The sequence below is a fragment of the Acidovorax sp. A1169 genome (assembly GCF_030704685.1).
Lineage (GTDB): Bacteria > Pseudomonadota > Gammaproteobacteria > Burkholderiales > Burkholderiaceae_C > Acidovorax.
The window spans coordinates 216,741-236,678 of record NZ_JAUZDX010000002.1 but is presented as its reverse complement, the minus strand read 5'-3'; the positions used below and the strand labels follow the sequence as shown (position 1 = coordinate 236,678).

Below are 19,938 nucleotides of genomic sequence, written 5' to 3'. Positions count from 1 at the left end.
GTCAGGGCGCCGGAGTCCCCAGGAAATCCTTCTCGGTGCCCAGGGGTGCGATGGACGAATCACCCTTGGAGACGGGCTCCTCCACTACCACCTGGTTGCGCCCGCCCTCCTTGGCCATGTACATGGCGGTATCGGCGCGCGAGAAGAATTCGAGCACCGACTCGCCCAGGATGTACTGCGTGACGCCGATGGACACCGACACCCGGCTCTTGAGCACATCGGTCCAGGGATGCGACTCGACGTGCGAGCGGATGCGCTCGCAGGTATTGAGGGCCGGCAGCAGCGAGGTGCCCGGGAAGATCAGCAGAAACTCCTCGCCGCCGTAGCGCCCGAAGATGTCGCCCGCGCGCACGTTGTCCTGCGCCACGCGCGAGAAGGTGCGCAGCACCTCATCACCACCCAGGTGGCCGAGCTCGTCGTTGATGCGCTTGAAATGGTCCAGGTCGATCACCGCCAGGCACAGCGGAATGCCGCTTTCGTCGGCCAACTGCTTTTGCTCTTCGAGCGCCGCCACCGTGTAGCGCCGGTTGAAGCAGCCCACCAGCGTGTCGCGCTGGGCGTCTTCCTGGATGTTGCGGATCTTGCGGCTGGCGCGGTGCAGCACGCGGTGCAGCTTCTGCACCTTGCCGATCAGCAGGATGAAGGCGGGCAGTGCCAGCGCCAGCGCCAGCCAGTGCGCCAGCTCCAGCCGCAGCAGTGCCGGGTTGCCTTGCTCGGCGTAGTGCACGGCAATGACCAGGGCGTAGCCCGCCATCAGCATGCCGGCCAGGGCCATGAGCGCCCGGCCCGACACCCGATACATGGCATAGGCGACGACGATGAAGGCGAACGGCGCCATCAGGATCTGCAGGATGGGGTCGAGGTAGCAGACCACCAGCAGGCCCGCGCAGGCGACCATGGAAATGGGCAGCTTGAGTTGCTTTTCCTTGGCGCGGTGGTGCAGCCCGAGCGCAAACGCCAGGGCAAAGCCCGGAACGCACACGGCCACCAGCGCCAGCGCAACGAACACGGTGCGTGCCTGCACCAGGTCCATGGCATGAAAGCCCAGCAGCGCCACGAAGTAAAGAGCGATCAGGCCGCTGGCCACCCACCAGCGCTGGGTGGCGGCGCGGTCGCGCGGCTGGGCGGACAGGTCCATCTCGCGGCGCGAGTGGTGACGCTGCGCCGGCGTCTCGTCGCTGGAGTCATCGAACTCCAGGATGGCGTCCGTCAGCGGAAAGGCGTCCGTGTTGGCAAACAGCGGCTTCTTGCGTCCGAAGAGCGTCGAGAAAGGGGAGGTGGCGCCCATGGTGGTCTGTGCACTTGGTTGGAAACGTTCGTTTTTTCAGTCAATGGACAGCCAGCAGGGCCTCGCCCGCACAAACATGGCGCACACGCCCAGTCGAGGGCCCCGATCATGGGACCCGGTATTTTAGGTACAGCCTATCGCTATCGCCCCCGTGTTTTCCAGTAGCCACCCCCATCAGCGCCCTGCCGCCACGGCGGCGGAGCCCGCCCGCAGTTGCCACCAGCCCTCCAGGCTGTAGACGACCAATGCGGCCCAGATAAGCACGAAGCCTGCCAGACGTGACGGCTGCAGGGGCTCCTGGAACAGCCAGACGCCCAGCGCGAACTGCAGGCTGGGCGAGATGTACTGCAGGATGCCCAGCGTGGCCAGGGGCAGCCGGCGGGCACCGGCGGCAAACAGCAGCAGCGGGATGGCCGTGAGCGGCCCCGCCAGTGCCAGCCAGCCAACCGAGGCGACATCGCCCTGCACCAGCACGCCCTGCCCTTGCCAGGCCCACCAGGCCATGGCGCCGAAGGCCAGCGGCGCAAGCATCAGCGTCTCCAGGGTCAGCCCTTCCAGCGCACCCAGGGGCGCCAGCTTGCGCAGCAGGCCATAGACACCAAAAGTGAGCGCCAACACCAGCGCAATCCATGGCAGTCGGCCGGTCTGCACCGTGAGCCACAGCACGCCGGCAGCCGCCACGGCCAGCGCCAGCCACTGCCCGCGCCGGGGCCGCTCGTGCAAAAAGAAGAAACCCATGGCCACGTTCACCAGCGGCAGGATGAAGTAACCCAGGCTGGCATCCATCACATGCTGGTTCTGCACCGCCCACACATAGGTCAGCCAGTTGGATGAGAGCAGCAAGGCCGACAGCCCGAAGGCCAGCACTACCCTCGGCTGGCGCAGCAGCGCCGGCAACCAGGCCCACTGCCGGCGCAGGCCCAGCACCACCAGCAGGAACATGAGCGCCCAGGCAGTCCGGTGCACCACCACTTCGAGCGCCGGCACATCGGCCACCTGGCGGAAGTAAAGGGGCAAGAGGCCCCAGGCGACATAGGCCAGGCTGGCGTAGAGGATTCCGGTGTTCATGGGTCCATAAGGGCATCGGCACACGGCGCATCGTCGGGTGCACATGAAAAAAATCCCTGCACGCACGAGGCACTGCAGGGATGCGGGGCAGGCGCCGGGAGCGTCTGCCGGGGAATCTGCCAGGCGTCAGACGTTGAACAGGAAGTTCAGCACGTCGCCGTCCTTGACGACATATTCCTTGCCTTCGGCGCGCATCTTGCCCGCGTCCTTGGCACCCTGCTCGCCCTTGAGGGCGATGTAGTCGTCGAAGGCGATGGTCTGCGCGCGAATGAAGCCGCGCTCGAAGTCGCCGTGGATCACGCCGGCCGCCTGGGGCGCCGTGTCGCCGATGTGGATGGTCCAGGCGCGCACTTCCTTCACGCCGGCGGTGAAGTAGGTCTGCAGGCCCAGCAGCTTGAAGGCGCCGCGGATCAGGCGGGCCAGGCCCGGCTCGCTCTGGCCCATCTCGGCCAGGAACATGTCGCGGTCCTCGTCGCCCATCTCGGCCATCTCGGCTTCCATCTTGGCGCAGATGGCGACCACGGGGGCGTTCTGGCTGGCGGCGTATTCCTTGAGGCGATCCAGGAAGGGGTTGTTCTCGAAGCCGTCCTCGCTCACGTTGCCCACGAACATCGCGGGCTTGGCCGTGATCAGGCACAGGGACTTGAGCAGGGGCTGCTCTTCCTTGGTGATATCGACCGAGCGGGCGGGCTTGCCTTCGTTGAGGGCGGCCTGGATGCGCGTGAGCAGACTCACCAGCTTGGCAGCGTCCTTGTCGTTGCCCGACTTGGCGGCCTTGCTATAGCGGTTGAGCGCCTTGTCCACGGTGCCCATGTCGGCCAGGCACAGCTCGGTCTGGATGACTTCGATGTCCGAGATCGGGTCGACGCGGCCGGCCACGTGGATGACGTTGTCATCCTCGAAGCAGCGCACCACGTTGACGATGGCATCGGTCTCGCGGATGTGGGCCAGGAACTGGTTACCGAGGCCTTCGCCCTGGCTGGCACCCGCCACCAGGCCCGCGATGTCCACGAACTCGACAATGGCCGGCACGATGCGCTCGGGCGAAATGATCTGGGCCAGTTGGGCCAGACGCGGATCGGGCACCTCGACCACGCCCACGTTGGGTTCGATGGTGCAGAACGGGTAGTTCTCGGCGGCGATGCCGGCCTTGGTCAGCGCGTTGAAGAGGGTGGACTTGCCGACGTTGGGCAGGCCCACGATGCCGCATTGGAGGCTCATGGCAGGGCTTTCTGGAATTCGGGAGACAAACCCCGATTTTACGGGGCTGCCGCGCACCCTACCCGCAGCACCCCGGACAAGCCCTCAATCGAAGCGCAAATCGGCCGCCACGCGCTGGCCCACGCGCAGTATCTGGCCCGCACCCTGGCGCACGATGGCGTTCATGCCGAAGGTGATGGCGCCATGGAGGCGCTTGTCCTGGCGGTAGGCGCGCAGGGTGTCGCCCACCGCTGGCGTGCTCTCGGCCGTGGCCGGGTCGATGTCGGGGATGGGGCAGCGCGCGCAGGGCTTGACGGGCACGAGCTGCAGCTCGCCGCCCTCGGCGTCGATGCGGATCTGGTCCACCCGGTCTTCGTCGTGCGCCTCCACCCCTGCGAGCACCAGGTTGGGGCGAAAACGCTCGATGCCCACGGGCGCGTGGCCGGCGGCGGCCAGGCGCTCGTTGAGGCTGTCCATCGACGCCTCGCTGGCCACCAGCAGCGGAAAGCCGTCGGCGAACTGGTTGGGCACCTCCACGCCACCGGTCCAGTCCATGCTCGACAGGCGTTTCACTTCGGGGTCGAAGCGCACCAGGCGGCAGGGCGTGCCCAGGAAGTCGGTGAACCACTGGGCCGCCACGGGGCCCATGTCCCAGGCGGGCACGGTGTCGCGCCATACCGTCACGGTCATGGGCTCTTCCACCACGTCGATGCCCACGTGCAGGGCCAGCATGCCGGGGGCGCGCAGCACCATTTCCTCGGTCTTGAGCTGGGGGCGGATCAGCGCCATGCGCGGCAGCTCGCGCTGGGTGATGAACTGACCCTCTGGATCGACCAGCATCCACGCGCGGTCCAGGTCCAGGCCGGTCTCGGTGAGCAGGGCCTCGCGCACCTCGATGCCGGCGCAGGACTTGATGGGGTAGACAAACAGGCGGGCAATGGTGCCCGACAGGTCGGATTCGGTGCTGAAGCTCACGCGGCGGCGCTCCTGGAAAAGAACGGACAGGGAAAGGCCCCAATTTTGCACTGCCCCTGCAGGCAATGGAGCCGCTCCTACAATGGACCGCATGGCGCAAACCTTTGATATCTGTATTCGCGGCGCGGGCATCGTGGGCCGCACCCTGGCCCTGCTGCTGGCGCGCGAGCGGCTGCGGGTGGCCCTGGTGGCTGGCCCGGCCCCTGCGGCAGGTGCCACCTCGGACGTGCGGGCCTACGCCCTGAACAGTGCTTCGCGCAGCCTGCTGGAGGGCCTGCGCAGTTGGCCCGACGCAACACATGCCACGGCGGTCACGAGCATGCAGGTGGCGGGCGACCAGGGCGGCGCCGTGCGTTTCGACGCACAGGCCCAGGGGGTGGACGCCCTGGCCTGGATCGTGGACGTTCCGGCCCTGGAGACGCGCCTGGCCGAGGCCGTGCGCTACCAGCCCCAGGTGGAAACGCTCAGCGAGCCGGTGGACGCCGCGCTGACCGTGGTCTGCGAAGGCCGCGCCAGCCAGACACGCGCCGAGTTTAGGGTGGAATTCGAGGTCACCCCCTATGAGCAGCACGCCATTGCCACGCGCCTGACCTGCGCGCTGCCGCACGGCCAGGTGGCGCGCCAGTGGTTTTTGCCCGACGGCATCCTGGCCTTTTTGCCCCTGGGCGGGCCCGAAGGGAACTCCGTGGCGGTCGTGTGGTCTGTTCAGAAGGAGCAGGTGCCGGGTTTGCTGGCGCTGGCCCCCGAGGAATTCACAGAGCGGCTGGAAGCGGCGAGCCAGCGGGCGCTGGGCAGTCTGCAACTGGCGGGCGAACGCGCCTCCTGGCCGTTGCAGCAGGCCCGGGCCGACCGCTGGTGCGGTGCCCTGGCGCCCAAGGGCAAGCAGCAGCGCAGTTTTGTGCTGGCCGGCGATGCGGCGCACAACGTACACCCGCTGGCGGGCCAGGGGCTGAACCTGGGGCTGGCCGATGCCCAGGCACTGGCCGGGCTGCTGCACGGGCGGGACTACTGGCGCAGCGTGGCCGACACCAAGCTGCTGCGCCGCTATGAAAGGGAACGCAAGGCTGCGCTGCTGCCCATGGGGCTGGCCACCGACGGGCTGCAGCAGCTGTTCGCCCGCCAGGATGGCCCCTGGCAGGCGCTGCGCAACTGGGGCATGAAGGGCTTCGAGCGCAGCGGACCGATCAAGAATTTCGTGGCCCGCCAGGCCATGGGCATCCACTGACCCACTTACCGGCAACCAGGGGCTGCGCCCACATGCAGGCCCGCCAGACACCATTGAAGCGAGCAAGAACACCATGAAACTGATTTCCACCGTGCTGGCAGGCGCCGCGCTGGCCTTGCTGGGCCTGTCGGCCATTGCCCAGGAAGCGGCCATCCGCAAGGCCTTGGCCGAGCGCATTCCGCAGATGAAGCAGATCGACGAGGTCAGCCCCACGGCCATGCAGGGGCTGTACGAGGTGCGCATCGGCACCGACGTGTTCTACACCGATGCCAAGGGCAACTACCTGATCCAGGGCGAGCTGATCGACACCAAGGCGCGCCGCAACCTGACGGAAGACCGCATCGCCAAGATCACGGCCGTGGACTTCTCGGCCCTGCCGATCAAGGACGCCTTCACCATCGTTCGTGGCGACGGCAAGCGCAAGGTGGCGGTGTTCGAGGACCCCAACTGCGGCTACTGCAAGCGCTTCGAGCGCGACATGCAGAAGGTGGACAACGTGACCGTGTACCTGTTCCTGTACCCCATCCTGAGCCCCGACTCGGCCGAAAAATCGCGCAACATCTGGTGCGCCAAGGACAAGGTCGCCGCCTGGCAGGACATGATGGTGCGCGACAAGAACCCTGCGGCCGCGAGCTGCGACACGAACGCGCTGCAGCGCAACCTGGCGTTCGGCAAGAAACACAAGATCACCGGCACACCGACTTTGATCTTTGCCGATGGCATCCGCGTGCCGGGCGCCATCGGCGCGCAGGACGTGGAAAAGCGGCTGGCAGAAGCCGCCGCCGACACGCCCACCACGAACTGACAGACATCCGCGGGTCCGGTGCCCCGAGGTGCCAGGCCCCACGCCACGCAAAGCACCGCCCATGGCCACCCAGCGCACCGACGTTACCCACCCCGCCCCCGTTCACTACCGCATCGAGCCCGCCGACCTCAACGCCCACCTGTTCTCGGTCACCCTCACGGTGGCCGCGCCAGCTGAGCAGCAGGAGCTATCGCTGCCGGTATGGATACCGGGCAGCTACCTGGTGCGCGAATTTTCCAAGAACCTGCAGCAGCTGCAGGCCCGCCAGGGCCGGCGCAGCGTGCCGCTGACCCAACAGGAAAAGAACCGCTGGCAAGTGGAGTGCCGCCCCGGCCAGGCCCTGGTGCTGACCTACCAGGTCTGCGCCTACGACAACTCGGTGCGCACCGCGTGGCTGGATGCCGCGCGCGGCTTTTTCAACGGCACCAGCCTGTGCCTGCGCGTGCACGGCCAGGAGGACGGCGCGCACACACTGGAGGTGGCGAGCACCGCCGCCACCGCGCACTGGTCCGTCGCCACGGGGCTGGCGGCGCGCGCCACCGACAAGGCGGGCTTCGGCACCTATGCCGCCGCGCACTACGACGAGCTGGTGGACTGCCCGGTGGAGATGGGCACCTTCTGGAGCGGGCGTTTCACGGCCGGGGGCGTTGCACACCGTTTCGTCGTCGCGGGCGCCGCGCCCTCGTTCGATGGCAAGCGCCTGCTGGCCGATACGCAGAAGATCTGCGAGACGGCCATGGCCTTCTGGCACGGCGACAAGGGCAAGGCCCCGTTCAAGAGCTACCTGTTCATGCTCAACGCCGTGGGCGACAGCTACGGCGGGCTGGAGCACATCAACTCCACCGCACTGATCTGCGGGCGGCGCGACCTGCCGCGACAGGGCGAGGCGCGCGCAGGCGACGGCTACACCACGCTGCTGGGCCTGATCAGCCACGAGTATTTCCACACCTGGAACGTCAAGCGCCTGCGTCCGGCCGAGCTCACCCGCTACGACTACGGCCGCGAGAACTACACACAGCTGCTGTGGTTCTTCGAAGGCTTCACCAGCTACTACGACGACCTGCTGCTGCGCCGCGCCGGCCTGATCGACGACGCCACCTACCTCAAGCTGATCACCAAGACCGTCAACCAGGTGCTGCAGACCCCCGGGCGCCACGTGCAGACGGTGGCCCAGGCCAGCTTCGATGCCTGGGTCAAATACTACCGCCAGGACGAGAACACTGCCAACGGCACGGTGAGCTACTACACCAAGGGCTCGCTGGTGGGCCTGTGCCTGGACCTGGCCCTGCGCCGCGACGGCAAAACCACGCTGGACGAGGTGATGCGTGCGCTGTGGAAACACTGCAAAGGCGGCCCCATGGCGGAGGCCGACCTGCGCGCGGTGCTGCAGAAACTGGGGCACCGTTCGTTCGACAGCGAGATCGACGCCTGGGTGCACAGCACGGCCGAACTGCCGCTGGCCGAACTGCTGGCGGCCCACGGTGTGCTGCTCAAGGCCGAGCGACCGCAACTGGCCCAGCGCCTGGGCATGCGCGTGGCGGAAAACCACAGCGTGCAGATCAAGACCGTGCTGCGCGGCGGTGCCGCCGAAAAGGCCGGGCTTGCCGCCGGCGACGAGTGGCTGGGCGTGCTGGTGGATGGCCAGGGCTGGCGCGTGCAGAAGCTCGACGACGTGGCCTTCTATGCGGGCACCGAGCACAAGCTGGTGGCCGTGGTGGCGCGCGATGGCCGGCTGCTGCAACTGCCGCTGACCTTGCCACCCGATGCCGCCGACCGCAAGGGCGCCCCGCCCGACACCATCAGCCTGGGGGTGACCAACAGTACCGCCGTGGGCCGCTGGCTCGCTTAAGGCAGCGTCCACGGCTTGGGTATAGTCATCCGGCAGAGACCGAACAACACACCAACAACCACAGGAGATCCGATTCCATGGCCTACGAAACCATTGAAGTGCGCACCGAAGCCGAGAAGGTCGGCATCGTCACGCTCAACCGCCCCAAGCAGCTCAACGCGCTCAACGACCAGTTGATGAACGAGCTGGGCGAAGCCCTCAAGGCCTTCGATGCCGACGAGAAGATCGGCTGCATCATCGTCACCGGCAGCGAGCGCGCGTTCGCCGCAGGCGCCGACATCGGTGCCATGGCCAAGTACAGCTTTGCCGACACCTACAAGGGCGACTACATCACGCGCAACTGGGAGACCATCCGCTCCATCCGCAAGCCGGTGATCGCGGCGGTGAGCGGCTTTGCGCTGGGCGGCGGCTGCGAGCTGGCGATGATGTGCGACTTCATCATCGCCGCCGACAACGCCAAGTTCGGCCAGCCCGAGATCAAGCTCGGCGTGATCCCCGGCGCCGGTGGCACGCAGCGCCTGCCGCGCGCGGTAGGCAAGGCCAAGGCCATGGACATGGCCCTCACGGGCCGCATGATGGACGCCGCCGAAGCCGAGCGCGCCGGCCTGGTGAGCCGCATCGTGCCCTACGACAAGCTGGCCGACGAAGCCCTGGGCGCCGCCCTGGTCATCGCGGGCTTCTCGCAGATCGCCGTGATGGCCGCCAAGGAGTCGGTGAACCGTGCCTTCGAAGGCAGCCTGTCGGACGGCGTGATGTTCGAGCGCCGCCTGTTCCACGCCCTGTTCTCCACCCAGGACCAGAAGGAAGGCATGGACGCTTTCGTGAACAAACGCGCCGCGAACTTTACACACCAATAATTTTTGTTCTATAATTTCGGTCTGCGGTGGTATAGCTCAGTTGGTTAGAGCGCAGCATTCATAATGCTGATGTCGGTGGTTCAAGTCCACCTACCACCACCACATCCAAAAACCCGCTGCGCCCTGGCGCTGCGGGTTTTTTCTTGGGCCGGCGTTGTTTCGGCGCATGGTGTGCACGGTAAGGGCTTGTTCCAAAAGGCCTTTGCCAGCGCACCGGCCGGTAAAATCGCCTTCCCCACCTTGCTTCACAGCCTCTGGATACACACCATGAACCGCTGCACCCCTGCCCTGACTTTCCAAGCCCGCCAAGGCCGATCCCCGCTGCGCGCCCTGGCTGCCGCCGGCCTCGCCGCGCTGCTGTGCGCCGCCGCCCCGGTCCAGGCCCAGCAGGTGCCCGGCGGCATGGGCGAGATGCGCAACTTTCCCGATGCCTCGCTGCGCGGCAACCTGACCGTGCTGGCCGGATCCGAGGCCAAGCTCAATGGCAACTCCATCCGCATGGCGCCGGGCATGCGCCTGTTCACCCCGCAGAACACGCTGGTGATGCTGCACACCGTGCAGGGCCAGACCTTCAAGGTCAACTACTTGATCGAGAACAGCACGGGCATGCTGCTGTCCGCCTGGATCCTGACCCAGGGCGAGGTGGCCCAGCCACGCAAAGGTCCTGGGGACACGATCCAGTTCAACTTCCGCACCGACTCAGACCCGGTCAAGAAGTAAGCCCGGTCCCGGTGGGCCACGCGCGCGCCCACCACCCCACCCAAAGCGGCCGCCCCACGCGTGCCGCTGCATCCCCATTCGGACACGAGAATTGACTGCCATGGCCAAAAAAGTCTTCATCAAAACCTTCGGCTGCCAGATGAACGAGTACGACTCGGACAAGATGGCCGACGTGCTGCACGCCGCACAGGGCTACGAGCCCACGCAGAACGTGGACGAGGCCGACCTGATCCTGTTCAATACCTGCTCCGTGCGCGAAAAGGCGCAGGAGAAGGTGTTCAGCGACCTGGGCCGCATCAAGCACCTGAAGGCCCGCGGCGTGAAGATCGGTGTGGGCGGCTGCGTGGCCAGCCAGGAAGGCGCCGAGATCATCAAGCGCGCGCCCTACGTGGACGTGGTGTTCGGCCCCCAGACCCTGCACCGCCTGCCCGAACTGCTGAACCAGCGCGAGCGGCTGGACCGCCCGCAGGTGGACATCAGCTTTCCCGAGATCGAGAAGTTCGACCACCTGCCTCCGGCACGGGTCGAGGGCGCCAGCGCCTTCGTCTCCATCATGGAAGGCTGCAGCAAATACTGCAGCTACTGCGTGGTGCCCTATACGCGCGGCGAAGAGGTCAGCCGCCCGTTCGACGACGTGCTGGTGGAAGTGGCGGGCCTGGCCGACCAGGGCGTGAAAGAGATCACCCTGCTGGGCCAGAACGTGAACGCCTACCTGGGCAAGATGGGCGGCACCGCCGAGATCGCCGACTTCGCGCTGCTGCTCGAATATGTGGCCGAGATCCCCGGCATCGAGCGCATCCGCTACACCACCAGCCACCCCAATGAGTTCACGCCGCGCCTGATCGCAGCCTACGCCAGCATCCCCAAGCTGGCCAACCACCTGCACCTGCCGGTGCAGCACGGCAGCGACCGCATCCTGATGGCCATGAAGCGCGGCTACACGGCCATGGAATACAAGAGCACGGTGCGCAAGCTGCGCGCCATCCGCCCCGACCTGGCGATGAGCAGCGACTTCATCGTCGGCTTCCCCGGCGAGACCGAGGAAGACTTCGGCAAGATGATGAAGCTGATCGACGACATCCACTTCGACAACAGCTTCAGCTTCATCTTCAGCCCGCGCCCCGGCACACCCGCCGCCGGCCTGCACGACGACACGCCGCACGAGGTGAAGCTGCGCCGCCTGCAGCACTTGCAGTCGGTGATCAACGCCAACATCAAGTCCATCAGCGAAAGCCGCGTGGGCTCGGTGCAGCGCATCCTGGTGGAAGGCGCCTCCAAGCGCGACGCCAGCGAGCTCATGGGCCGCACCGAGTGCAACCGTGTGGTCAACTTCGTGGGCCAGCCGCGCCTGGTAGGCCAGATGGTGGACGTGACCATCACCGAGGCCAAGGCCTACACCTTGCGCGGCGAAGTCGTGGTGCAGGAAGCAGCCACTGCCTGAGCTGCGCGGCACACCCCACTCTCCATGGCCGAATCGAGCGCTGCACGCGTGAGTGAACCGGGCAGGAACCGCCTGCATGGCCTGTCTTTCCAGCAGTTGCTGCTGCTGGCCTTTTTGCTGATTGCCGGCCTGCTGGGCGCCAGCTCGCTCGGTGCCCTGTACACGCTGGAGCAGCTCATGGTGCAAAGCCGCGAGGGCGCCGTGCAGGCCACGCGCCTGAGCGCCGCTGCGCAGGCCCTGGGCCAGCGCGGCCAGACCATGGAACGGGCGGCGCGGCAGTCGCTGGTGCTGGGCGACGCGCAGTTGCGCCGGGGCTTTGACGACATCGCACGCGACGCCCAGCAGACCCTGCAGCAGTTGCAGGACGGCGGCCTGCCGGCCCGGCACGTGGCCCAGTGGCGCGCCCACCTGGCCACGGTGCAGTCGTTGATGGCGGCACCGGCCGCCGTGTCGCTGGAGAACGAACGCGCCGCAGCCGAGGAGTTCGCCGCGCTCGACACGCTGCACAACGCCATCGTGCAATCGGTGCAGGAGCTCAACGCCGAACGCAACAGCGCCCTGCAGGCCAAGGTCGACGCCAGCCGCCGCGAGGTCACGCACCAGGTGGTGGGCGTGATCGTGCTGGCGCTGGCTCTGGCGTTGTCGTTCGGCATCTGGCTGGCGCGGCCGTTCAAGCGGCTCGAAGGCGCCATCCGCCTCTTGGGCGAGAACGACCTGGAGCAACCCATCCAGATCAATGGCCCGGCCGACGTGCGCCGCGTGGGCCTGCAGCTCGAATGGCTGCGCCTGCGCCTGCTGGAACTCGACTCGGACAAGGCGCGCTTTTTGCGCCACGTATCGCACGAGCTCAAGACCCCGCTGGCCTCCATGCGCGAGGGCGTGGCCTTGCTGCAGGACGGCGTGACGGGCGAGCTCAATGCCGAGCAGCAGGAGGTGGCGCAGATCCTGCACCACAACACGATCGTGCTGCAAAACGAGATCGAGGCGCTGCTGCGCTTCAACGCCGCCGCCTTCGAGGCCCGGCAATTGCGCCGGCGCGACACCGACCTGATCGCGCTGCTGGAGGCGCAGGTCGAATCCCAGCGCCTGCAATGGCAGGCCCGCAGCCTGCGCGTGGTGGTGCAGGGCTCGCCCGTGTCGCTGGCCATCGACGGCGACAAGATCGCCTCGGCCATCGGCAACCTGCTGTCCAACGCCATCCGCTTCTCGCCCAAGCAGGGCACGGTGCGCCTGGCAGTGTCACGGGTGCCGGGCCGGGTGCGCATCGACGTCATCGACCAGGGCCCCGGCGTGGCTCCCGCCGACCGGCCCCATGTCTTCGAGCCCTTCTACCGCGGCGCCCGCCAGCCCGAAGATGCCGTGCGCGGCACCGGGGTAGGCCTGTCCATCGTTCAGGAATACATCGGCGCCCATGGCGGCCGGGTGGAACTGGTGGAAGATGGCGACCATTCCTTTTTTCGCATCGAATTGCCCCATGCCTCCTAGCCTGTTATCCACCCGTGCTGCGCGCCGCCACATCGGCGCACTGGTACTGGCGCCCACAGCGCTGCTGGCCGCCTGCATCAGCACCCCGCCTGCAGGCACGCCGCACGCCCCCGTGGCGGTGGTGGTGCCAGCCCCCCTGCCCGTGGCACCGCCCCCCGCCGAGCCCCCCCGGGAAACCGCGCCGCAGGCCATCGCGCCTGCGCCCGAATCTGCCCAGCTCACCCAGGCGCTGGCCTATGCCGACCGCGTGCAGCGCATGCCGCCTGCCGAGCTGACCCGTGAAATCGCCCGCCTGGGCGAGGCCGAGGACACGCTGGCCGCCAGCCCCCTGCACCTGGCGCTGGCCCTGGCCCAGACCCGCCAGCCCGTGGACACGGCCCGCGCCCTGGCGCAGGTGCAGCGCCTGCTGGGCCACAACGACACCGCCACGCAGCCCCTGCAACCCCTGGCTCGCCTGCTGGAAGCGCGGCTGCTGCAGCAGCGCCGGCTGGAAGAGCAACTGGAGCGGCAGGCACAGCAATTGCGCGATGCCCAGCGCCGCAACGACCAGCTCAACGAGCGGTTGGAGGCCGTGCGTGCCATCGAGCGCAGCATGACCGCCCGGCCACCCGCCCCCGCAGCCAGCGAGGTCCGCTGAAACCATGCCGCCCACCAGCAAGCCCGCCAGCGGCCGACAACGCATTCTGGTCGTCGATGACGATGCCGACATGTTGCGCCTGCTCTCGCTGCGCCTGAAGGCTGCGGACTACGAGGTGATTGCCGTGGGCTCTGCCGAAGCGGCACTGGCCCAGCTCGAAATGGCCCGGCCCCAGCTGGTGCTCAGCGACGTGCGGCTGCCGGGCAAGGATGGCCTGGCCCTGTTCGACGAGGTGCGCGAGCGCCACCCCTCGCTGCCCGTGATCCTGCTGACCGCGCACGGCACCATTCCCGATGCGGTGGAGGCCACTTCGCGCGGCGTGTTCACCTACCTGACCAAGCCATACGACGGCAAGGACCTGCTCGAAAAGATTGGCCAGGCCCTGGCGTTGAGCGCCCCGGTCGTGGCCCAGGCCCATGCCAACGAGGCCTGGCGCGCCGAGATCGTGAGCCGCTCCAACCGCATGACCGAGCTGCTGGCCGAGGCCTACATGGTCGCCCAGTCGGACGCCAGCGTGCTGCTGCTGGGCGACAGCGGCGCCGGCAAGGAACTGCTGGCCCAGGCCATCCACCGCGCCAGCCCGCGCGCGGCCAAGCCCTTCGTGGCGGTCAACTGCGGCGCCATCCCCGAGGCGCTGCTCGAATCCGAGCTGTTCGGCCACGTCAAGGGCGCCTTCACCGACGCGACCAGCAACCACAAGGGCCTGTTCCAGGCGGCCGAGGGCGGCACCCTGCTGCTCGATGAGATCGGCGACATGCCGCCCGCGCTGCAGGTCAAGCTGCTGCGCGTGCTGCAGGAGCGCGCCGTGCGGCCCGTGGGGTCGAGCCAGTCCACGCCCATCGACGTGCGCATCATCTCGGCCACCCACCGCGACCTAGAGGCCGCCATGGCCACGGCCCAGTTCCGCGAGGACCTGTACTACCGCCTCAACGTGGTGACGCTGGCGCTGCCCACGCTGGCCGAGCGGCGCGAGGACATTGCCCTGCTGGCCAACCACTTCCTGGACCGGCTGGCGCGCAAGTACGACAAGCGCCTGTCCGGCTTCGCGCCCGAGGCCCTCAAGGCCCTGACCACGGCGGCCTGGCCCGGCAATGTGCGCCAGCTGTTCAACGTGGTGGAGCAGGTGTGCGCCCTGTCCACCACGCCGCTGGTGCCGCTGACCCTGGTGCAGCGCGCGCTGCGCATCCCCTCGGCCCCGGTGCTGAGCTTTGCCGACGCGCGCCAGCGCTTCGAGCGCGAGTACCTGGTGGGCCTGCTCAAGATGACCGATGGCAACGTGGCCGACGCCGCGCGCCTGGCGCAACGCAACCGCACGGAGTTCTACCGGCTGCTGCAAAAGCATGCGCTGACCCCCGGCCATTTCAAGAGCGACGCCAGCCCGGACGAGGGCCTGCGAGATGACGTCGCCGATGAGCGACAAGAGTAAGTCGTTGATTTCAAAGGGATTGACCACCATCGGCCATCCCCCTGTCGCCATCCGGCGACAAAAAACGGCCTTTTGAGGTCATTTTGCTGCACTGCACACTTGCTTACAGGCGCGATCACCCCTAAGTCTTTGATATACAAGCATTTTTTCAAGCTGGCACAGGGTTTGCCCTATATGCCAGCATGGATGCTGTCTTTCCTTCTTTTTCACGCAGCTTGCGCCGCAGCGCTGCAGCCACGCTGGCGCTGTCCGCCCTGCTGGCGGCCAGCATGGCGCAGGCACAGGCGTTCGATTTCGAGAGCCTGACAAAGCTGGCGCGTGAGCGCGCCGACAAGCCTTTCGTTGCTGCCAGCGACAAGCTGCCCGCCGACCTGGCCCAGCTCAACTACGACCAGGTGCGCGACATCCGCTACAAGCCCGAGCGCGCTCTGTGGCGCGCCGAGAAGCTGCCCTTCGAGGCCATGTTCTTCCACCTGGGCCTGTACCAGACCCAGCCGGTGCGCATCCATGAAGTGACGCCTTCGGGCACGCGCGACATCCACTACAGCCGCGCCGACTTCGACTACGGCAAGAACACCGTGCAGCCCCAGGCGTGGGGTGACCTCGGTTTTGCGGGCTTTCGCCTGCACAACCACCTCAATTCGCCCGAGTACAAGGACGAGCTGGCCGTGTTCCAGGGCGCAAGCTACTTCCGCGCGCTGGGCGCCGGCCAGCAGTACGGCCTGTCGGCCCGCGGCCTGGCGATCGACACCGTGGGCGGCACGGGCGAGGAGTTTCCGCGCTTCACCGACTTCTGGCTGGTCAAGCCCGAGCCCCAAGGCAAGCAGGTCACGGTGTTTGCGCTGCTCGACTCGCCCCGCGCCACCGGTGCCTACCGCTTCGACATCACGCCGGGGCCGCAGACCGCGACCACCGTGCGCGCCCGGGTCTTCGTGCGCGGCAACGCGGCCAAGCCCATCGGCACGCTGGGCGTGGCGCCGCTGACCAGCATGTTCTTCTTTGGCGAGAACCAGCCGCGCAAGCAGGACTTCCGCCCCGAGGTGCACGACTCCGACGGCCTGATGGTCGCCACGGGCGAAGGCGAATGGCTGTGGCGCCCGCTGCAGAACCCGGGCAGCACCCTGGTGACCTCGTTCACCACCACCAACCCCAAGGGCTTCGGCCTGATGCAGCGCGACCGCCAGTGGGCCAGCTACGAGGACGTGGAAGCCCGATACGAGCGCCGTCCTAGCGCCTGGGTGCGCCCCTTGCACGACTGGGGCCCAGGACGGGTGGAACTGGTGCAGAACAACACGCCCGACGAAACGCACGACAACATCGTTGCGTACTGGGTTCCTGCCAAATTGCCAGCCCCCGGCACGCCGCTGGAGTTCTCGTACGAACTCGGCTGGCAGGGCGACGAACAGCAGCGCCCACCGGGCAGCTGGGTCACGCAGTCGCGCCGCGGCATGGGCTTTACCCAGCAAAGCGCGCAGGAGCTGCGCCAGCAGGTGCAGTACGTGGTCGATTTCAACGGCCCGGCGCTGGCCGCCCTGCCCGCCGATGCGGCCGTGAAGGCCGTCGTCACCGCCGACGCCAACGGCAAGGTTCTCGAAAACGCGGCCTACCGCAACCCTGCCACCGGGCAGTGGCGCATGACCGTGCGCGTACAGCGCCAGCAGGCCGATCGCCCGATCGAGCTGCGCGCCTTCCTTCAACACGACAACAACGCTGTGAGCGAAACATGGACGCACATCATTCTTCCCGAGTAAGCCCGTCAGAGCCCCTCGCCTCTGAAGACCGTGGTGCCCCTCGCACGCAGCGCAGCACGCTGCGCGAGGAGCGCCACCCCAACTCCGTGACCGCACCGCCGCTCCACCGCGGCTCAATGGTGCCGCTGCCCTGGCGCGGCTTCTGGAACAGCATCGGCACCGCGCTGCTGCTGCGCCTGACCGGCCGTCGCGGCAGCGCTCCACCGGCCACCCCGGCCGGCATGCAGCACGAGGCCTGGCAGGGCGCCGCCCAGCGCCGCCGCTGGACCTTTGCGCTGCTCACGGTGCTCAGCACCACGCTGGCCACTACCTTGTTCGCCGGTGTGCAGCCCGATTACGACAACGCCTGGCTGGGCTATGGCCAGATGGCGCTGTTCGCGCTGCTCTCGGCCTGGGTGGTCACCGGCTTCATGACCGGGATGATGGGTTTTTGGGTCATGCTGCGCGGCGACCGCCATGCACTGTCGGCCAAGAGCGTGGCATCCGCCCAACTCTCGCCTGAGGCGCGCACGGCCATCATCATGCCGATCTGCAACGAGGACGTGGCCACGGTGTTCGCCGGCCTGCGTGCCACCTGCGAGTCGGTCGCGGCCACGGGCCACGGCGCCACCTTCGACGTGTTCGTGCTGTCCGACAGCTACGACAAGGACATCGCCAAAGCCGAGCGTGCCGCCTGGGAGGACCTGCGCAGCGCGCTGGCCGAGCACGGCCAGCAGCCCCAGGTGCAGGTGTACTACCGCCTGCGCACGCGCCGCAGCCACCGCAAGGCGGGCAACGTGGCCGACTTCTGCCGCCGCTGGGGCAAGGACTACCGCTACATGGTGGTGCTCGATGCCGACAGCGTGATGAGCGGCGATTGCATCGTCTCCATGGCCAAGCTGATGGAGGCCAACCCCAGCGCCGGCATCATCCAGACCGCGACGCAGGCCATCGGCCACGTCACGCTGCACGCCCGTGCGCAGCAGTTCGCCTCGCGCGTCACCGGACGCCTGTTCACCCTGGGCATGCAGTATTGGCAGCTGGGCGAGTCGCACTACTGGGGCCACAACGCCATCATCCGCATGGAACCCTTCATGCAGCACTGCGCGCTGGCCCCCATCGCGGGCAAGGGCGGGCTGTCGGGCGGCATCATGTCGCACGACTTCGTCGAGGCCGCGCTGATGCGCCGCGCCGGCTACCACGTGTGGCTGGTGTCCGACCTGATCGGCAGCTACGAGCAGCAACCGCCGGACCTGCTGGCCGAGCTGCAGCGCGACCGCCGCTGGTGCCAGGGCAACCTGCAGAACGCCCGTCTGATGGCCGAGCCCGGCATCCATGCCGTGCACCGCTCGATGTTCGTGACCGGCGCCATGGCCTACCTGTCGGCACCGCTGTGGCTGGCCTTTCTGACGCTGGGCACGGCGCTGTGGCTGTCGGGTGCGCCCGTGGTGGCCAACTGGCACATTCTGCCGGCCGAGCTGCTGGGCCTGTGGGGCTGGACGGTGTCCATGCTGTTCCTGCCGCGCATCCTGGGCGTGACCGCGGTCTTCATGCGCAAGGAACAATCGCAGTACGGCGGCGGCTGGAGCCTCGTCAAGAGCGCGGTGGTCGAGAGCGTGCTGGCCATCCTGCAGGCGCCCGTGCGCATGCTGGCCCACTCGCTGTTCGTGCTGCTGGCCATCACCGGCCTGGAACTGCAATGGAAGTCGCCACCCCGCGAAGCCAATGCCGTGCCCTGGGGCCAGGCCACGCGCCAGCTCGCACCGATGACCGCCGTGATCGCCCTCCTGGCCCTGGGCGTGGCCTTCGTCGATGGCAGCGCCCTGCTGTGGCTGATGCCCGTGGGCCTGCCGCTGGCGCTGGCCATTCCGCTGGCGGTGCTGACCAGCCAGATCGCCCTGGGCAAGGCGATGCGTGCGCAGCGCCTGCTGCTGATCCCCGAGGAGTCGTGGTCGCCTCCCGTGCTGCGCCGCGCCTGGCTGCATGCCAGCCGCCTGGCACGGCCGGCGCTGCGGGCCGCAGCATGATCAAAGTGTGACATATGCCACACAAACAGGAGGCCGGTGCATGCACCGGCTTTTTGTCGTTTGCTACCCATTCGATAGCATGCAATTACCGGTGGCCATGAATGACAACGCAATCACAGGCATGGCCACTCACCCAAACAGGCGCTGGACTCGCCATGGCACTCCCTTACGATACGCACGCTTCGGAACCACCTGCGCGCCGCGCCCGGTGGCTCCCGATTCCTGCCTACCGTGGAAACACCATCGATGCCATCGCCTCTTGCCCCCCACGCCGCCACGCGGCGCTTCTTGCACGCCAGCGCCCTGGCCCTGGCCCTCGCAGCCGCCGGCTGTGCCGCACCCCCTGCCCAGGTGGCCGAGTCCCCCGTGCCCGCGCCCCAGGCCGCACCCGAGCCGCCACCCCCTGTCGAGCCGCCAGGCCGCATCATCTTTGCCGGCTTTGCGATGCACTCGCAGTCCAAGGCCTTCCGCAACGATGTGCAGCTGGCCGAGAAGCTGGTCAGCGAGATCGACCCCAACGCCCTGATGCTGCGGCTGGCCAACCAGGCCAAGGACCAGAGCGCCGACTGGCCGCAGGCCACGGCCGAGAACTTCGCGCTGGTGATGGCCAAGACGGCCGAGGTCGCGCGCCCGCGTGACCGCGTGCTGCTGTTCATCTCCACCCACGCCAACCCGGGACTGCTCAGCGTCAACGCGGGCGGCAAGAACCAGCAGCCCATCACGCCCAAGATCCTGAGCGATGCCCTGGCCCCTCTGGCCAAGGTGCCCACCCTGGTGGTGCTGTCCGCCTGCTACAGCGGTGCGTTCATCGAGCCGCTGAAGGCCCCGAACCGCGTGGTGCTGACCGCGACCGATGTGCGCAGCACCTCGTTCAAGTGCCAGTACACCGGCAACAACACCCCGTTCGCCGAGGCCCTGTTCGGCCAGGCGGGTGCCGAGAACCTGTCGATCACCGACTGGATGGGCGCAGCCCAGAAATCCATCGCCGCGCAGGAAAAGCGCCGCAAGCTGCCTGCGTCCAAGCCCCTGGCCTTCGTCGGCGACGAAGCCAAGGCCTGGGCCGGCCAACCGCTCAAGGACTGGCTGCAGGCGCCATAAGCGCCGTAAGCGCCGTAAGCGCCGTAAGCGCCGTAAGCGCCGTAAGCGCCCTCAGGCTGCCATGCCGGGCACACCACCCGGCCCTCCCGCCCCCTCCTTTTCGCCCC

The 19,938-nt window shown here is 67.7% G+C and carries 16 protein-coding genes and 1 tRNA gene; 13 read left to right on the top strand and 4 right to left on the bottom strand.

Annotated features, from left to right (window positions below; genetic code table 11):
* Position 1 precedes the first annotated feature (1 nt).
* The 4 genes from QYL93_RS04300 to QYL93_RS04285 form a co-directional block, all read right to left on the bottom strand.
* The gene (locus QYL93_RS04300) at positions 2-1,288 is read right to left on the bottom strand and encodes a diguanylate cyclase (protein ID WP_305742499.1); all 1,287 of its coding nucleotides are present in this window, start codon (positions 1,286-1,288) and stop codon (positions 2-4) included.
* Between the two features lie 174 nt (positions 1,289-1,462).
* The gene (gene rarD, locus QYL93_RS04295; protein ID WP_305742498.1) at positions 1,463-2,356 is read right to left on the bottom strand and encodes an EamA family transporter RarD; all 894 of its coding nucleotides are present in this window, start codon (positions 2,354-2,356) and stop codon (positions 1,463-1,465) included.
* Positions 2,357-2,482: 126 nt separating this feature from the next.
* Positions 2,483-3,577 (bottom strand): redox-regulated ATPase YchF, encoded by a 1,095-nt coding sequence (gene ychF, locus QYL93_RS04290; RefSeq protein WP_305742497.1) that lies wholly within the window; start codon positions 3,575-3,577, stop codon positions 2,483-2,485.
* 84 nt (positions 3,578-3,661) lie between these two features.
* Entirely contained in the window at positions 3,662-4,531 is an 870-nt protein-coding gene (locus QYL93_RS04285) for an MOSC domain-containing protein (RefSeq protein ID WP_305742496.1), read from the bottom strand.
* Between the two features lie 91 nt (positions 4,532-4,622).
* Between QYL93_RS04285 and QYL93_RS04280 the strand changes: the two genes are divergently transcribed.
* From QYL93_RS04280 to QYL93_RS04220, 13 genes are all read left to right on the top strand, one after another.
* Positions 4,623-5,756, top strand: coding sequence for an FAD-dependent monooxygenase (locus tag QYL93_RS04280; RefSeq protein ID WP_305742495.1), 1,134 nt, complete (start codon positions 4,623-4,625; stop codon positions 5,754-5,756).
* A 73-nt stretch (positions 5,757-5,829) separates the two neighbouring features.
* Complete coding sequence (locus tag QYL93_RS04275; RefSeq protein ID WP_305742494.1) at positions 5,830-6,561, top strand: DsbC family protein; 732 nt, start codon at positions 5,830-5,832, stop codon at positions 6,559-6,561.
* A 61-nt stretch (positions 6,562-6,622) separates the two neighbouring features.
* Positions 6,623-8,410: a M61 family metallopeptidase gene (locus QYL93_RS04270; RefSeq protein ID WP_305742493.1), complete on the top strand. Its 1,788-nt coding sequence runs from the start codon at positions 6,623-6,625 to the stop codon at positions 8,408-8,410.
* Positions 8,411-8,487: 77 nt separating this feature from the next.
* The gene (locus QYL93_RS04265; RefSeq protein WP_305742492.1) at positions 8,488-9,267 is read left to right on the top strand and encodes an enoyl-CoA hydratase; all 780 of its coding nucleotides are present in this window, start codon (positions 8,488-8,490) and stop codon (positions 9,265-9,267) included.
* A gap of 25 nt (positions 9,268-9,292) precedes the next feature.
* Positions 9,293-9,369 (top strand) — tRNA-Met (locus tag QYL93_RS04260).
* Positions 9,370-9,534: 165 nt separating this feature from the next.
* Positions 9,535-9,987: a hypothetical protein gene (locus QYL93_RS04255; RefSeq protein ID WP_305742491.1), complete on the top strand. Its 453-nt coding sequence runs from the start codon at positions 9,535-9,537 to the stop codon at positions 9,985-9,987.
* 100 nt (positions 9,988-10,087) lie between these two features.
* Positions 10,088-11,428, top strand: a complete 1,341-nt coding sequence (miaB, locus tag QYL93_RS04250; RefSeq protein ID WP_305742490.1) for a tRNA (N6-isopentenyl adenosine(37)-C2)-methylthiotransferase MiaB — start codon at positions 10,088-10,090, stop codon at positions 11,426-11,428.
* A gap of 24 nt (positions 11,429-11,452) precedes the next feature.
* On the top strand, positions 11,453-12,913 hold the full coding sequence (locus tag QYL93_RS04245; protein ID WP_305742489.1) for a sensor histidine kinase KdpD: 1,461 nt from the start codon (positions 11,453-11,455) through the stop codon (positions 12,911-12,913).
* Positions 12,903-13,550, top strand: a complete 648-nt coding sequence (locus tag QYL93_RS04240) for a hypothetical protein (RefSeq protein ID WP_305742488.1) — start codon at positions 12,903-12,905, stop codon at positions 13,548-13,550. The genes QYL93_RS04245 and QYL93_RS04240 overlap by 11 nt, the downstream gene beginning before the upstream one ends.
* A gap of 4 nt (positions 13,551-13,554) precedes the next feature.
* Entirely contained in the window at positions 13,555-14,976 is a 1,422-nt protein-coding gene (locus QYL93_RS04235) for a sigma 54-interacting transcriptional regulator (protein WP_305742487.1), read from the top strand.
* A gap of 182 nt (positions 14,977-15,158) precedes the next feature.
* Positions 15,159-16,727 carry a glucan biosynthesis protein G gene (locus QYL93_RS04230; RefSeq protein WP_305742486.1) on the top strand — a complete coding sequence of 523 codons (1,569 nt, stop codon included), beginning with the start codon at positions 15,159-15,161 and terminating at the stop codon, positions 16,725-16,727.
* Positions 16,700-18,733 carry a glucans biosynthesis glucosyltransferase MdoH gene (gene mdoH / locus QYL93_RS04225; protein ID WP_305742485.1) on the top strand — a complete coding sequence of 678 codons (2,034 nt, stop codon included), beginning with the start codon at positions 16,700-16,702 and terminating at the stop codon, positions 18,731-18,733. The genes QYL93_RS04230 and mdoH overlap by 28 nt, the downstream gene beginning before the upstream one ends.
* A gap of 246 nt (positions 18,734-18,979) precedes the next feature.
* On the top strand, positions 18,980-19,831 hold the full coding sequence (locus QYL93_RS04220) for a C13 family peptidase (protein WP_305742484.1): 852 nt from the start codon (positions 18,980-18,982) through the stop codon (positions 19,829-19,831).
* Positions 19,832-19,938 lie beyond the last annotated feature (107 nt).